The organism is Laedolimicola sp., from assembly GCF_051972735.1.
GTDB lineage: Bacteria > Bacillota > Clostridia > Lachnospirales > Lachnospiraceae > Laedolimicola > Laedolimicola intestinihominis.
In genome coordinates, this window is record NZ_JBOKYU010000050.1 from 1 (window position 1) to 15,407 (window position 15,407).

The 15,407-nt window shown below is 52.2% G+C and carries 10 protein-coding genes; 8 read left to right on the top strand and 2 right to left on the bottom strand.

The features are described 5' to 3' along the window. Window positions 1-423: 423 nt before the first annotated feature. From pth to ACTRC3_RS10210, 6 genes are all read left to right on the top strand, one after another. Entirely contained in the window at window positions 424-999 is a 576-nt protein-coding gene (gene pth, locus ACTRC3_RS10185; protein ID WP_440322986.1) for an aminoacyl-tRNA hydrolase, read from the top strand. A 43-nt stretch (window positions 1,000-1,042) separates the two neighbouring features. Continuing rightward, window positions 1,043-4,396: a transcription-repair coupling factor gene (mfd, locus tag ACTRC3_RS10190; protein ID WP_440322987.1), complete on the top strand. Its 3,354-nt coding sequence runs from the start codon at window positions 1,043-1,045 to the stop codon at window positions 4,394-4,396. After that, the gene (locus tag ACTRC3_RS10195; RefSeq protein WP_440322988.1) at window positions 4,393-5,448 is read left to right on the top strand and encodes a foldase protein PrsA; all 1,056 of its coding nucleotides are present in this window, start codon (window positions 4,393-4,395) and stop codon (window positions 5,446-5,448) included. The genes mfd and ACTRC3_RS10195 overlap by 4 nt, the downstream gene beginning before the upstream one ends. A gap of 282 nt (window positions 5,449-5,730) precedes the next feature. After that, window positions 5,731-6,792 carry a hypothetical protein gene (locus ACTRC3_RS10200; RefSeq protein ID WP_440322989.1) on the top strand — a complete coding sequence of 354 codons (1,062 nt, stop codon included), beginning with the start codon at window positions 5,731-5,733 and terminating at the stop codon, window positions 6,790-6,792. Window positions 6,793-6,799: 7 nt separating this feature from the next. Further along, window positions 6,800-7,336, top strand: coding sequence for a DUF3877 family protein (locus tag ACTRC3_RS10205; protein WP_178039315.1), 537 nt, complete (start codon window positions 6,800-6,802; stop codon window positions 7,334-7,336). 136 nt (window positions 7,337-7,472) lie between these two features. Continuing rightward, the gene (locus ACTRC3_RS10210; protein ID WP_440322990.1) at window positions 7,473-9,452 is read left to right on the top strand and encodes a GH25 family lysozyme; all 1,980 of its coding nucleotides are present in this window, start codon (window positions 7,473-7,475) and stop codon (window positions 9,450-9,452) included. An 81-nt stretch (window positions 9,453-9,533) separates the two neighbouring features. On the opposite strand, the gene ACTRC3_RS10215 is transcribed toward ACTRC3_RS10210, so the two are convergent. Beyond that, on the bottom strand, window positions 9,534-10,721 hold the full coding sequence (locus ACTRC3_RS10215) for an acetate/propionate family kinase (protein WP_440322991.1): 1,188 nt from the start codon (window positions 10,719-10,721) through the stop codon (window positions 9,534-9,536). 201 nt (window positions 10,722-10,922) lie between these two features. On the opposite strand from ACTRC3_RS10215, the gene ACTRC3_RS10220 reads away from it, so the two are divergent. After that, a complete protein-coding gene (locus tag ACTRC3_RS10220; protein ID WP_178039312.1) occupies window positions 10,923-11,894 on the top strand; it encodes a 2-hydroxyacid dehydrogenase in 972 nt (323 codons plus the stop codon). Window positions 11,895-12,058: 164 nt separating this feature from the next. Here the strand turns inward: ACTRC3_RS10220 and ACTRC3_RS10225 are convergent, their stop codons facing one another. Beyond that, window positions 12,059-14,584, bottom strand: a complete 2,526-nt coding sequence (locus tag ACTRC3_RS10225) for a hybrid sensor histidine kinase/response regulator (protein WP_440322992.1) — start codon at window positions 14,582-14,584, stop codon at window positions 12,059-12,061. Window positions 14,585-14,809: 225 nt separating this feature from the next. On the opposite strand from ACTRC3_RS10225, the gene spoVT reads away from it, so the two are divergent. After that, on the top strand, window positions 14,810-15,358 hold the full coding sequence (gene spoVT / locus ACTRC3_RS10230) for a stage V sporulation protein T (RefSeq protein ID WP_178039310.1): 549 nt from the start codon (window positions 14,810-14,812) through the stop codon (window positions 15,356-15,358). Window positions 15,359-15,407 lie beyond the last annotated feature (49 nt).

Here is a 15,407-nt window from a genome sequence, read left to right on the forward strand (position 1 = left end):
AAAGATAGGGGGTGTGGGACACGCGGATTTTCCTACTCGTCGCAGGCGGCTTATACGCATCTGACCGGCCAACTCGGCCTGCGGCCTCAGACAGGGCCTCCTTCAGATGCTGCCAGCCTGCTCCTCCCCACGGAAAATCCGCTAACGTCCCACACCCCCTATCTTTCCCGCCTCACTATGTGGTGAGGCCTCGCTGTCGCATTGGCCAGGCGGGATGGAGAGCTGCGATTGGCCGGGGGCGGGCGGCATTTGCCGCCTCGCCCCTTGCCAACGTCGCAAAACTCTTGTATGATAGGAAAGAACCCTATCGACTTAAACAATCAGCTCTGTGGGGTTCGGAAAATCAGGGTGTCCGTGAAACGTCCGAACACACGATTTCCGAACCCTGCAGAGCGTCCGTCATAGAAAAAGGAGAACCCCACCATGTATATCATCGCCGGCCTAGGCAACCCCACCCAGCAGTACGATCACACCCGCCACAACATCGGCTTTGACACGATCACGTATCTCGCCGACCGCTACCACATCACGATGAACACCAAAAAATTCCAGGCCATCTGCGGCATCGGCGTCATCGAGGGCCAGAAGGTCCTGCTTCTGAAGCCCCAGACCTACATGAACCTGAGCGGTAACAGCATCGGTGAAGCTGTGAACTTCTACAAACTGGATCCCGCCACTGAAGTCATTGTCATCTACGATGACATTGCCCTGGAGCCAGGTTACATCCGCGTCCGCAAAAAAGGCAGCGCCGGTGGCCATAACGGCATCAAGGATATTATCGCTCACCTGGGCACCCAGGAATTTCAGCGTATTCGCGTGGGCGTGGGCGAAAAGCCGAAAGACTACGACCTGGCTGCCTACGTCCTGGGTCATTTCGCAGCAGAAGACCGCAAAAAAGTCGAGGAAGCCATTGCCCAGGCTGCGGACGCCGTAGAACTGATGGTACAGGATCGCGCCGACGAGGCCATGAACCTGTATAATAAGAAAAAACACGAATAGATCATAACAGAGAGAAACAGCGAAACAAAAACAGAGGTGCGGCATGCAAGCATTCATCAAGCCCTTTTGGCAGCTCGGCGCGTACGACCAGATAGCCGAAAAGCTGAAAAAAAACAAGGGAGTCCTCTGGCTCTCCGGCTGCGTAGATTCCCAGAAGGTACACGCAGCCTGCGCCCTGTGGCAGGGCTATTCCCAGAGGCTGATCGTCACATACAGCGAGCAGAAAGCAAAGGAAATCTATGAGGATTGCCGGTACTTTGACCGGAAGGCCGTGCTCTATCAGGCAAAGGATTTCCTCTTTTTTCATGCGGATATGCAGGGCAATCTGCTGGTGCAGCAGAGAGTCCGGGCCTTACAGGCTTTATTGACCCAGGAGGAAGTGACGGTTATCACTACTTTTGACGGTCTGATGGATCGTCTGCGTCCTCTGAAAAAAGTGGAAGATTCGATTTTATGTATCGGCCAGGACAGCATTGTCCAGATCGACGCCCTGGCGGAAAAGCTGAGCCGCCTGGGCTACGAGCGGGAGATTCAGGTGGAAGCGCCGGGCCAGTTCGCGGTGCGCGGCGGCATCGTGGACATCTTTGCGTTGACGGAGGACGCTCCCTGGCGCATCGAGTTCTGGGACGACGAGGTAGATTCCATCCGAAGCTTCGATGTGGAAAGCCAGCGCTCCATGGAAAATCTGGAAGAAATCACCATTTATCCGGCGGCGGAACCGATCCCCGATGAAAAGGAGGAGACGGTTAGCTTTCTGGATTATTTTGCACCCGGGAAATCCCTGATTTTTCTGGATGAGCCCACCCGGATTCTGGAAAAGGGCCGGTCGGTGGAAAAGGAATTTGAAGAAAGCATGGCCAACCGCGCGGCTAAAGGTGAAGCATTGCCGGAGGAGGCGCGGCTTCTGTACAGCAGCGAAGAGATCACCGTCCGCCTGAACCGCAGAAACTGTGTGGCCTTAAGCCTGCTGGAGCAGAAAGCACCGGAATGGGAGCAGACAGGCCGCTATCAGATCGACGCTCGCTCCATCAATCCCTACAACAGCAGCTTCCCGACTCTGGTTAAAGATCTGAAACGGTGGAAAAAGGAAAAATATTCCATCATCCTCATGTGCGCGTCCGGAACCCGGGCCAAACGGCTGGCTGCGGATCTTCAGGATGAGGAGCTGAACAGTTTTTACAGTGAAGATCCGGAGCGCGTTGTACAGCCATCAGAGATTATGGTGGTGCATGGCAGCGTTCACAGAGGCTACGAATACCCCATGCTCCGTTTTGCCGTACTCTCCGAGACCGATATCTTTGGCCGGGAAAAGAAGAAACGGAAAAAGCAGAAGACCTACGAGGGCCAGAAGATCCAGAGCTTCTCCGATATCAAACCCGGCGATTACGTGGTGCATGAAAACCACGGCCTCGGCATCTACCGCGGCATTGAGAAGGTAGAAGTCGACAAGGTTATGAAGGATTATATCAAAATCGAGTATGCAAAGGGCGGCAACCTCTATATTCTGGCAACCCAGCTGGAAATGATTCAGAAATACGCCGGATCCGACGCCAAAAAACCCAAGCTGAACCGTCTGGGCGGCAGCGAGTGGACCCGCACCAAGTCGAAGGTCCGGGGAGCCGTACAGGAGGTGGCCCGCGATCTGGTGCTGCTCTACGCGGCCCGTCAGGAGAAGCAGGGCTTTGTCTACGGCCCGGATACAGTCTGGCAGACCGAGTTTGAAGAGCTGTTTCCCTTTGAGGAGACCGAGGATCAGCAGCTGGCCATCGAAGCCACCAAGCGGGATATGGAAAGCACGAAAATTATGGATCGCCTGATCTGCGGCGACGTGGGTTACGGCAAAACCGAGATCGCCATCCGTGCCGCCTTCAAGGCCGTGCAGGAGAATAAGCAGGTGGTTTATCTGGTGCCGACCACAATATTGGCCCAGCAGCATTATAATACCTTCATCCAGCGAATGAAGGATTTCCCGGTGCGCATCGATCTGTTGTCCCGATTCCGGACGCCGGGCGAGATTAAGAAATCCATTGCCGACCTGAAAAAGGGTCTGGTGGATATCGTCATCGGCACCCATCGGGTGCTGTCCGCCGACGTGGAATTCAAGGATCTGGGACTTCTGATTATCGACGAGGAGCAGCGCTTCGGCGTGGCCCACAAAGAAAAAATCAAGAAGCTGAAGGAAAATGTGGACGTCCTGACCCTGACCGCCACGCCGATTCCGCGTACCCTGCACATGAGTCTCATCGGCATCCGGGACATGAGCGTGCTGGAGGAAGCGCCCCAGGATCGTCTGCCCATCCAGACCTATGTGATGGAATATGACAGTGAAATGGTTCGGGCTGCCATCAGCCGGGAGCTGTCCCGGGGCGGCCAGGTATATTATGTATACAATCGTGTAAATAACATTGCCGAGGTGGCGGCCCAGGTGGCCGAGCTGGTACCGGAGGCCACCGTGGCCTTTGCCCACGGCCAGATGAAAGAGCACGAGCTGGAGCGTATCATGTTTGATTTCATCAATGGGGAAATCGACGTACTGGTGTCCACCACCATCATTGAGACCGGGCTGGATATCTCCAACGCCAACACCATGATTATCCACGATGCGGATAATCTGGGTCTGTCCCAGCTCTATCAGCTCCGTGGCCGCGTGGGCCGTTCCAATCGTACATCCTATGCTTTCCTGATGTATAAGCGGGATAAGATGCTCAAAGAAGTGGCGGAGAAACGTCTGGGCGCCATCCGGGAATTTACCGAGCTGGGCAGCGGCTTCAAAATCGCCATGCGGGATCTGGAGATCCGGGGTGCGGGTAATCTTCTGGGTGAGCAGCAGCATGGCCATATGGAGGCTGTCGGCTACGACCTGTATTGTAAGATGCTGAACGAGGCCGTCAAGCGGGAAAAGGGTCTCAGTTGGGAGGAGGACGAATTCCAGACTCTGGTGGATATGGATATCGACGCCTATATCCCAACCACCTATATTCGCAGCGAAAGCCAGAAGCTGGATATCTACAAGCGTATCGCCGGTATCGAGACCTTCGAAGAGAGTGAAGACATGCAGGATGAGCTTCTGGACCGTTTCGGCGATCTTCCGAAGGCCGTACAGAATCTTCTTGCCGTAGCCTGTCTGAAAATCAGGGCTCACAACGTATATGTTAAGGAGATAGTTGAGAAACCTGATGAGATACGGCTGGCTCTGTATGAAAAGGCAAAGCTGAATCCGGCGGCTTTCCCGGAATTTCTCGCCCGCTTCAACGGACGGATGAAATTCATCAAGGGAGAGAAACCGGCGTTCTGCTACCGCCGTCAGAAGAACAGCCGCGGCGAGGAGGCGGATCCCCTGAAGCTGGCGGAGAGCATCCTCGACAAAATGCAGGATTTGCTGGAGGAGCATACATGAGAAAAAGGTTAAAGAAGCTGGGAATCCTTATGATGCTGGCAGCTGTGGCTCTGGCCGGGTGCGGCAAAAAGGAGGCGGGAGTCCCCCGGGTCCTTGAGCAGGAGAGCGGAACCACCCTGGCCACTCTGGGCGACGAACCTGTTTACCTGGAGGAAGCCCTGTTCTATACCAGGATGCTGCAGGAGCAGTGGGAATATGTCTACTATGAAAGCTTCGGGGAAACTATGTGGCAGCAGGAGGCGGACGACAGTGGTCAGACCCTAGAGGAGCTTTTGAAAAGCAGCGTGCTGGATACCCTGACGGAGCTCCATCTGCTCTGCGCCCACGCGGGAGAATACGGCGTGAGCCTGACCGACGGGGAGCAGGAGGAGATCGCCCGCCGGGCACAGAATTTTATGGAAAATAATACAAAGGCGGTGCTGGAGGCGGCAGGCGCGGATCGGGAAAGCGTGGAGCGTTATCTTGCCCGGAATGAACTGGCCGGAAAGGTGGCGGAAGCCATCCGGGCGGATTATGAGCCGGAGATAAGCGAAGAAGAGGCACAGGTGGGCAGATTGACCTACGCGCTGTTTTCTAATACGGGACTTTATGATGTGGAGGGTAATTTCACGCCATTTACAGAGGAGGAGTTAGCCAAAATTCAGCAGGAGGCGGATGACTTCGCAGCGCTGGCGGCGGATTTGGGCGATATTTCCGCTGCAGGCGAACAATTTCCCCACACGGTTATCGACGTGTATTTTAATGAGGACACTGACGGAGGAGCCCACCCGGATGTGGCGGGGAAAGCCCGGGAGCTGCCGGTGGGCGGCGTGTCCGGTGTGATTGCCACCGACGAGGGCTGGTATGTGGTGCAGCATGTTTCAGATCTGGATGCGGACGCTACGTCGGATCGGCTGGAGGAACTGAAAGAATCCGCAAAGCAGGAATATTTACAGAATCTGGAAGATTCCTGGGCGAAGGAAACGCCGCTAAAAGTGGATGAAAATGTCTGGGAAACGGTGCAAATCGACGGCTTGATCACCGAGATTGGCGGAGACGGAAGCCACGAATGATACGCAGCTGTGAAAAGAGCGTGAAATCTCGCAGGAAACGCAAGAAAGCCTTGCCCACAGCGGAAAAAGCGTCTATAATAAACCCAGAATGTTACTGTTCCCTTACTTCACAGTAATACGCTTGCGATGCACAGAAATCGCATCTTATGCGATTTCGCGCTGAAGAGCTCGGGATTTCCGCACATTTTGTACGGAAACACCTGGCGGAATGATGTAAGTGGACAGTAGTTTTAGAATACTCCGTTTTTCAGAGAAGAAGCGGGCAGGAAAGGATTTACGGAAATGATGAAAAAAGGAATCGCAGTTCTGGCAGCAGGTCTGATGCTTGCAGGCTCACTGACAGGATGTGGAAAAGGCAATACACTGGACGGTACGCAGACTGTGGCAGTGATGGATGAGACGACCAATGTGCCGCTGGCAGAGGTAAGCTTTCTGCTTCGTTATCAGCAGGCGCAGATGGAATCCTACTACGGGGCCATGCTTGGCATGACCAATGTGTATGGACAGGATCTGTCCGGTACCGGAACCGTATACGGCGAGACAGCGAAGCAGAGCCTAATGGAGCAGTTTAACCAGATGTATGTACTGGAAGCAGAGGCGGCAAATTACGGCGTAGAGCTGACAGACGACGAGAAGACCGCTATTTCCGATGCGGCTGCCCAGTTCATGAAGGATAATTCCGCAGGCGTGCAGAAGACCCTGGGCGTAACCGAGGCGGATGTGGAGCATGTGCTGACCCTGATGACTATCCAGGAGAAGATGTACGCGCCGCTGACCGAAGATGTGGATACTGAGGTTTCCGATGAGGAAGCGGCTCAGAAGCGCATTGTCTATGTATACATGTCTACTGCAGGTACTGAGACGGATGAGGATGGCAATACGGTTGACCTGACTGATGAGGAGAAGGCCGCAAAGAAGCAGGAGCTTCAGGACATTCTGGACGCGGCAGCAGAGAGTGGAGATCTGAAGGCAGCAGTAGACGCAGCTAATGAGAATCGCGATGAGAATTCCCAGCTTTCAGCCAGCGAGACCACTTACGGCGCGGACAGTACCACACCGGCAGAAGAGGTTCGTACAGCGGCAGACGCGCTGAAGGACGGCGAACTGGCTCCGATTATCGAGACAGATACCGGATATTATGCGGTACAGATGGTCAGCACCTTTGATGAGGAAGCGACCGCCAATAAGAAAGATTCCATCGTAACCGAGCGTAAGAATACCCTGTATCAGGAAAAATGCGCGGATCTGGAAGAACAGCATTCTTTTGATATCAAGGATGACGTACTGGCAGAGCTGACCTTTGATCGGATTTATACACTGAACACCGGAAGTACGGAGGAATAAAATCATTATGGGAAAAGAGAGACTGGAACAGAATCTCATTGACCAGATGAAAGAGGCCCAGCTGAAGCTTGGGTTTGAAGAGGAGACCATGAGGCTTTACTACCCCGTGGCCTCCTTGAATCTTTTACTGGGAACAAATTGTGAGACAGCGAAGGAAATGGTAGCGGAGCTTACGGATTTATTTGCGGATGGAACGGGCGTGCTGGGGGCTATGAGCTTCCGGGTAAGTGCGGGACGTATCGAGGTCAGTGTACCGCCGGCGGGAGCCCGCTATGTGCATGAGCATATGGGTGATGTGGCATTCTTAAAGGCCATTATCGACCTGTTTTCCAATCCCCACGACAAGAGTGTGGAGGATGTGAAGAAGGTCTTCGGACAGTTTGGAGCTTATATCTGCGAGGAGATGCCGGAGGGATCTGATTTCGACGAGGCCCTGCATTTTGAAGATCCGTCCATAGACGAGTATTATTATTGCGTAAAAGAAGAGATGGGCCATCTCATTTACCATCGCTTTCTGAAAGAGGATTACCAGAAATTGTTGTAATAATTTTGTAAAAATTTCAGCTGCGGCGGTTGAAAACCGCAGATAGAGGTGTTATATTATAGAAGACAATGACTGCCAGTCGAGGGCAGCAGAAATATAGCCCGGGAAATGGGCCATAGACGAATGAGGAGGCATTATGAAAGCGAAACGAGTGGGGGCATTACTGCTCTCTGCAGTTCTGACTGTGTCGCTGCTTAGCGGCTGCAGCTCCAGAAGTCAGGTAACCGAGGATATGATTCCGACCGTTACAGATTTACAGGAGGATTCCGGCGAAGAAGTGGCAGAGGCCAGCGTCATAGGACTTTCCATGAACAAGTCCTATGTGGCGGAGCTGACCCGTCTGGATGGAGATAACACCGAGAAGGCGAAGGTATCCGCAAAGGAGATCCAGGTTGTGCTGAAGGCGACCTCTCTTGACAAGGATCTGAAGGTACAGATTGTCAACAAGGCTACCGGAAAGGTCATTACCGGAACTGCGTTTGAGGTGACAGTCAAAGATTCTGAAAATAAGACAGAGAGCTATACAGATAAGGATAAGGACGGCATCATTTACGTGAAGTCCATGACTCCCGGAAAATGCAAGATTTCCATGAAGGCGTCCGGAGGTTACGCGGCACCGGCTGATATTACAGCCGACGTTAAGGCCAATATCGAGTATAAGGCCGTGGATGTCAGCGCGGAGATCAAGAGTGAGAGCCAGATCAATGTGGCAAAAGAGGATACCAATACTTCCGGCAATGACAGCGCAGGTACTGCCCAGACCCTGAAGGATACGGTAGAATACGTGGCTTCCACCAAGACGGAGCCGAAGCAGAAGGTAGATCAGTGGGGACAGCCGGTATATTCCAAGCAGAAGATGGATAAGTACGGTACACCCATGTACGCGAAGATTATCTCAGAGCCGGCGTCTGATCATGTGGACAACAATAACGATAATAAGTGTGATCGCTGTGGTGCGGATATGACTCCGGCGCATACGCATACATATGAAAAAGAAGTTACCAAAGAACCGACCTGTACCGAGAAGGGTACTTATCGTCTGGTTTGCAAGGCAGATGGTGATGTGAAGGAAGAGGGCGAGATCGACGCGCTGGGCCACACAGAGCCGGATGCAGATGGAAAATGCACCCGTTGCGGCGCGCAGCTCACAGAGAAGCCGACCACCCCGGATCCCGGCGACAGTGGTAATTCCGGCGAGAACACCGGTAATAATAATGGCAGCGAGGGCAGCACAGAGACTCAGACGATAGAAGCGCCGACCGCAGGCGTCGTAGTCCGCGGCCTGATGTTCCTGAAAGCAGCGCCCACAGACAAGATTGTCTACGATACCAGCAGCGCTCCGGTCTATGATACCAGCAGCGCTCCGGTCTATGAGGACGGAGCAAACGGTGTGAAATATACCGGCTGGCAGACCATCGACGGCGCAACCTACTATTTTGATAAGAATGGTAATAAAGTTACCGGAACCCAGGTTATCCAGGGTATCCAGTACACCTTCAGCAGCGAGGGCGTCCGCTCCGGCACCATCGGAATCGACGTATCCAAGTACCAGAGCAGCATCAACTGGCAGAAGGTAAAGAACGCTGGCATCAACTTCGCGATTATCCGCTGTGGTTATCGTGGCTATGGATCCGGTGTCCTGGTACAGGATCCGAAGTTTGCGTCCCATATCTCCGGCGCCAAGGCAGCAGGCCTGCGCGTAGGTATCTATTTCTTCAGCCAGGCTATCACCGAGGCTGAGGCCGTAGAGGAAGCAAGTATGGCCGTGAAGCTGGCGAATCAGTACGGCATTAATATGCCGATCGCCATCGACAGTGAGTACGCGGCAGGCGGACGTGGCCGTGCGGACGGACTTTCCAAGGCCGACAGAACCAAGATTACCGTGGCATTCTGCAACACTGTAGCCAACTCCGGTTACAGACCGATGGTATACGCAAGCAAGAGCTGGTTCTCTTCTCACCTGGATGTATCCAAGTTCGGCAGCTACCGCATCTGGGTAGCGCACTACGCAGACAAGTGCGGCTACGGCGGACGCTACGATATCTGGCAGAACACCTCCAAGGGCTCCGTAGACGGCGTACCGGGTAATGTGGATATGAATATCAGTTCCATCTAAATACAGAAATACAATGAATAAAAAAGAAAGGGCCCCGTCCAATGGACGGGGCCCTTTTGAGGGGAATGTAAACGGACCGTATTAGGCCCTGAGATAGGCGAAGGTTTTTCTTGCTACCCCCAGCTCTTCATTGGCTGGGATAACGTGTATGGTGACCGGGGAATCTGTACGGGAAATCACAGTATTCGCTCCGGTGCAGCTCTGATTTTTTTCATCATCCAGCAAGATACCCATATGCTTTAACTGATGACAGACTGCTTCGCGGATGCGGGTACCGTGTTCTCCGATGCCGCCGGTGAAGACCAGATGGTCGAGACCACCAAGCTCCGCGTAGTACGCGCCGATATGACGGACGATGCCGTTGCAGAAGACGTCAATGGCGAGCCGGGCGCGCTCATTTCCGGCGTCGGCAGCTTCCTGGACGTCTCTCAGATCATTGCTGACGCCGGAGATACCAAGGAGTCCTCCACGCTTCGTCAGGCCATCCAGAACCTGGTCCAGAGAAAGCCCTTTCTTCTGCAGGAACGGAACGATAAATGGGTCGATGTCGCCGCAGCGGTTGGACTGAATTACGCCCACCTGCAAGGAGATACCGAAGCTGGTATCAACGCTCTTGCCGTCGTCGATGGCACACAGCGAACCGCTGCCGCCCAGGTGACAGGAGATAGCCTTGCCGGTGGAGCCATACATATCGGTAAGCGTCTCAGCCACATAGCTATGGGAAGCGCCGTGATATCCCAGGCGCTGGATGCCATATTCTTCATACCACTCCCAGGGAATGCCATAGATACGTCGTTCCAGCGGGATAGTCTGATGGAAAGCTGTCTCAAAAGCACCCACCAGCATAGCGTCGGGTGTCAGCTTCTGAAACTGGAGGATAGCCTCCAGATAAGGTTTATTGTGGGCCGGCGCTACCACCATGTAGTCCTCCATGCCCTGAAGAACTTCCGGGGTCAGCTCATGGATACCGTAATGGTCTTTGGAGAGAACTGTCTTGAAGCCCACGCGCGTGAGCTCGGACAGATCTGATAAAACACCGTTCTCTTTATCGAGAATCCGATCGAGAAAGAGCTGAATTCCTTCTGTATAAGTCGGAACATGAAGATTCTCCTGAAAAACGCGGAACCCATCCGGTTTGGAAAAATGGAAAATCGCAGTATCCGTGCCTACGCGCTCCACCTTTCCTTCCGCGAGCACTTCTTCCTCAGGCATGTTGAATAGCTTGAATTTGAGAGACGTACTCCCTGCGTTACAGACTAAAACCCTCATGAAACTCCTCCACCCCAAATTGTTCGTTAAAAAATACACAATATTGTTAAAAAAATATCATTTTCAGTATTGTCAAATCAGGATTCACCTGTTATTTTATTAGTATAACAAAAACCAAATGTATACACAATATTAAAAAGCAGTGAGCGAGGGAAAATTTGTAATAAATATTCCCCCGCGGCCTGGACAGGAGGAAATATTATGATTAAAATGGCGTTTTTCGATGCAAAACCTTATGAAATTGAGGCTTTCAGAAAATGGAACAGCGATGGAGAAATTGATATCCGTTACATGGAGCATAAGCTCAATGTCCAGACCGTGGACTCCGCGAAGGGCTGCGACGTGGTGTGTGCCTTTGTAAATGATACCATTGACGCGGAGGTGCTGGACGAGCTGAAGGCTCTGGGCGTGAAGCTGGTGGCTATGCGCTGCGCAGGCTATAATAATCTGGATTTGAAAGCCCTGGGCGACCTGAAGGCAGTCCGCGTACCGGCTTATTCTCCCCATGCGGTAGCAGAGCATGCCATGGCGCTTCTGCTGACCCTGAACCGTAAGACTCATAAGGCTTACAACCGTACCCGGGAGTTTAACTTTAGCTTAAACGGACTGACCGGCGTAGACCTGTACGGCAAGACTGTTGGCGTTGTGGGAACCGGACGGATTGGCCGCATGTTCATCGACATTTGCCGCGGCTTCGGCATGAAAGTCATTGCCTATGATATGTATCCGGTGGAGGGCATCGACTACGTGGATCTGGACACCCTGTTCCGTGAGAGTGATTTTATCTCCCTGCACTGCCCGCTGACCGACGAGACTCATCACATGGTAGATGAGAAGCGCTTCGCCATCATGAAAGACAGCGCCATCCTCATTAATACTTCCCGCGGTGCCCTGGTAGACAGCGTAGCCCTGGTAGAGGCTCTGTGGAACAAGCAGCTGCGTGCCGTAGGTCTGGACGTATACGAGGAAGAGGCTAACTACTTTTTCGAGGACTGCTCCGGGGAAATCGTGGACGACGCAACCTTGCAGCTTCTGGTATCCATGCCGAACGTGCTGCTGACTTCCCATCAGGCATTCCTGACCGAGGAAGCGCTTTCCAACATCGCGGAGACAACCCTGAACAATGTGAAGGAATTCTTCCATAACAACAACCTGGTGAATGAAATCAAATAAGATTTCGAAGATAGAAAGACCGGATGCATTCTCATCAGAGAAATGCTTCCGGTCTTTTTACTCTATAGGAAACACCGTGTTACGTTAAAGTGCGAAAACTATGATTCCTATAGAGCAAAAAGCCCCTCCGGGGGATCGCACTGCGGCGGAATGGAATGATGGGATCAGCCAAACATGGTCTGTAGTGTCTGGTACAATTTATCAATATCAATCGGCTTGGACAGATGCGCGTTCATGCCGGCGTCCAGGCTCTGCTGTACGTCGTCGGCGAAGGCATTGGCTGTCATAGCGATGATGGGAATCGTCTGCCCAAGAGGATTGGAGCTGTTGCGGATGGTCCGTGTAGCCTCGTATCCGTTCATGACCGGCATCTGGATATCCATGAGAATCAGATCGTAATCGCCGGGACGGGCAGAAGCGAAGGCGTCGCAGAGTTCCTTTCCGTTTGGATAGATATCGCAGGAGACATGCCACAGCTCCAGAATGGACTTGAGGATTTCCGCATTTAACGCATTGTCTTCGGCACATAAGAGCTTCATCCCTGCAAGACGGGTGGAAGCGTCGGCACTATCCGGTGCGCCGGGCTTACTTCCTGCCATCGTTTCTTCGTTAATCCGAAATTCCAGAAAAACATCAAAGCAGGTTCCCTTGCCGGGGGTACTGTCTATCTGAATCGCGCCGCCCATCATATCCACAAGACTCTTAGTAATCGCCATGCCGAGGCCGGTACCGGACACCTTATTGGTGACGGAATCCTCCGCGCGTACAAAGGGTTCATAGATATGCTCGAGAAAATCTGCTTCTATACCGATACCATTATCCTTTATGGTAAACTGGTAACGGGCATAGGAATGGAGCGTGCGGGGAAGCTCGCGGATGTGAAAGTCGATGGAGCCGCCATCCGGGGTGTATTTCACAGCGTTACCCAGGATATTTACGAGAATCTGGCGAAGCTTGGTAGGATCACCCTCGATACTCTCATGCAGGATTTCATCCTTATAAATGGAAAAAGTCTGCTTCTTCTGGACTGCCTGAGGACGGATAAGCATTTCAATCTGCTCAATCTGTTCGGAGAGATTGAGGGGTTCCGGATGCAGATGGGTCTGTCCGCTTTCGATTTTGCTCATGTCGAGGATATCATTGATGATTCCAAGCATATACTGGCTGGAAGACTGAATCTTGCGGGCATATTCTTCCGTTTTTGCCGGGTTGTGGGCGGCGTGCAGAAGGAGGCTGGAGATTCCCATAATGGCGTTCATAGGCGTCCGTATGTCGTGGGACATATTGGACAGGAAAGCACTCTTGATCTGGTTGGCAGTATTGGCGGCCTGAAGGGCTGCTTCGATATCCGCCCGGATCTCCTGTTCATGGGTACGATTGGAAAATTCAAAGATCAGCAGGTTATTCTGTCCGTCGAGAATGTGAAAGACAGATTTCTGGAACAGGGAGGGCGCGGAAGCGCCGGGCGTCCGAATCTGACACTCCATGACACGGGAACCGCCGTTTGGCATTTGCATCAGATCTTCGATGGGAAAGTCTAACGTTTCCGGGGAAAGCTCCAGCTCCTGAATCGCGAAGAGCGGATGAGCGCTGGTGTGGGAGATGCCGAAGACACGCTCGACATTGGGGCTGACATACACGGTCTGTTTTTGATTAACCTCAATCATAATATAGACATTATCCAGATTCTGAAGCATGATATCGGACATAATGTCGCGCCAGAAGAGCTCCTGATTTTTCTGGGAAATGGTCTGCTGATAGGACATAAACATGAAAATGACAGCCAGCGCCAGAATCACGACGCAGGTGAAGCCCACCATCAGAGTGGTGGTTTTCTGGACGATCAGCATATCACTGTCGATGATATCCGCCGGAATCATGGAGACAAGGAGCCAGTCTGAGAAATCGGTGGGCTGATATACCAGATAGTATTTTTCTCCATTTAAAAGATAACTGCACTGGCCAAAAGTGTTGGCCGCCCAGTCTGCCTGCACCTTCTGATAGGTAGCATGGGAAAATTCCGCGTCAGCCAGATAATTCAGCAGATTCTTACCGATGGGCTTGGTGGGAGAATCAGAAAAGATAATATTTCCGCTCAGATCTGTAATATAGCAGGTTGCCTGTCCGCGGAAAGCGGACACACCAAGAGCCGCGTTCAGGGCGTCCGAGCTGTAGGATACGGCGAGCGCGTCATAGGAGAAGCCGTTATAGGTACCGGTATCGACCGGAATAGCGAAAAGCATAAAAGATTCTTGATTCTGAGTGTCCGCATCTACGATAACCTTTTCCTGCTTACTGATAAGCTTGTCCCATGCGGATCCGAAGGACATGGTACCGGCTGCGCCATCGGGCGTACACCATTCGCCGGCAGTGTTTATAAAGTAGAAATCAGTGAATTTCCAGGAGAACTTCCAATCGTCAACGAAAGAGACAATGGTCTCAGGAGCATCTGCGTTACTGTCGATATAATCTTCAGACATGGCAAGCAGATCCCACTGCTCATTTACAATCTGGGAGAGCTTATTGTTCACCTGAGAGTAAACTTCGCGGAGATTGGTGGTACTGGTCAGATAAATGCGGTTGTCCACACGGCTCATATAGTCCCGCAGAATAAAAATGACTGCGGCTGCTGTCAGCAGAATCGCGGTGAATAGCAGAAGCAGGTACTGTTTTTTCCTGTTTTTGTCCATATAAAAAGATCCTTTTTCGGGGAAATGGTATCGGTGGTGTTTACATGGAGTATAACAGGAAATTACAGGAAAAACAATGTCTTTTTCCGGAAAAAGAAAGACATTACCGGACAAAATGTGACAATAAAATTTGGCGGTTGTGAAATAAAAATTTCTGTATATTTTTGCTGGATTTCCACATAATAACTCCAAAGCTTAATGTTTGCAATGGAGGAAAATCTTATTATGAAAGCAACGGGAATTGTGCGGCGGATAGACGATCTGGGCAGAGTGGTAATTCCGAAAGAGATACGCAGGACGCTCCGTATCCGGGAGGGCGATCCGCTGGAGATTTTTACGGATCGGGAAGGGGAAATCATTCTGAAGAAATATTCGCCCATCGGCGAACTGGGAACCTTCGCGAAGGAGTACGCGGACAGTCTGGGACAGGTTCTGGGGCTTCCGGTCTGTATCTGCGACCGGGATACAGTGATCGCGGCTGCAGGCGGGGCAAAGAAGGAGTATCAGGGAAAAGCCATCAGCCCCGGTTTGGAAAGGCTGATTGAAAACCGGGAAAATCAGCAGGCGGAAGCCGGGCATAAAAAATTTGTAGGACTTGTGGAGGAGGACATAGAGCAGACGGGAAGTGAAACTATCTGCCCCATCATCGCCGAAGGCGACGCCATCGGCGCTGTGATTTTGTTTTCCCGCGATCCAAAGGTGAAAATGGGTGATATGGAATTAAAGCTGGCCCTGACCGCAGCGAATTTTCTGGGTCGTCAGATGGAAAATTAAAAGAAAAAAGGAAATCCCCTTTAAAATATGGATAGGTACCCTCTTTACT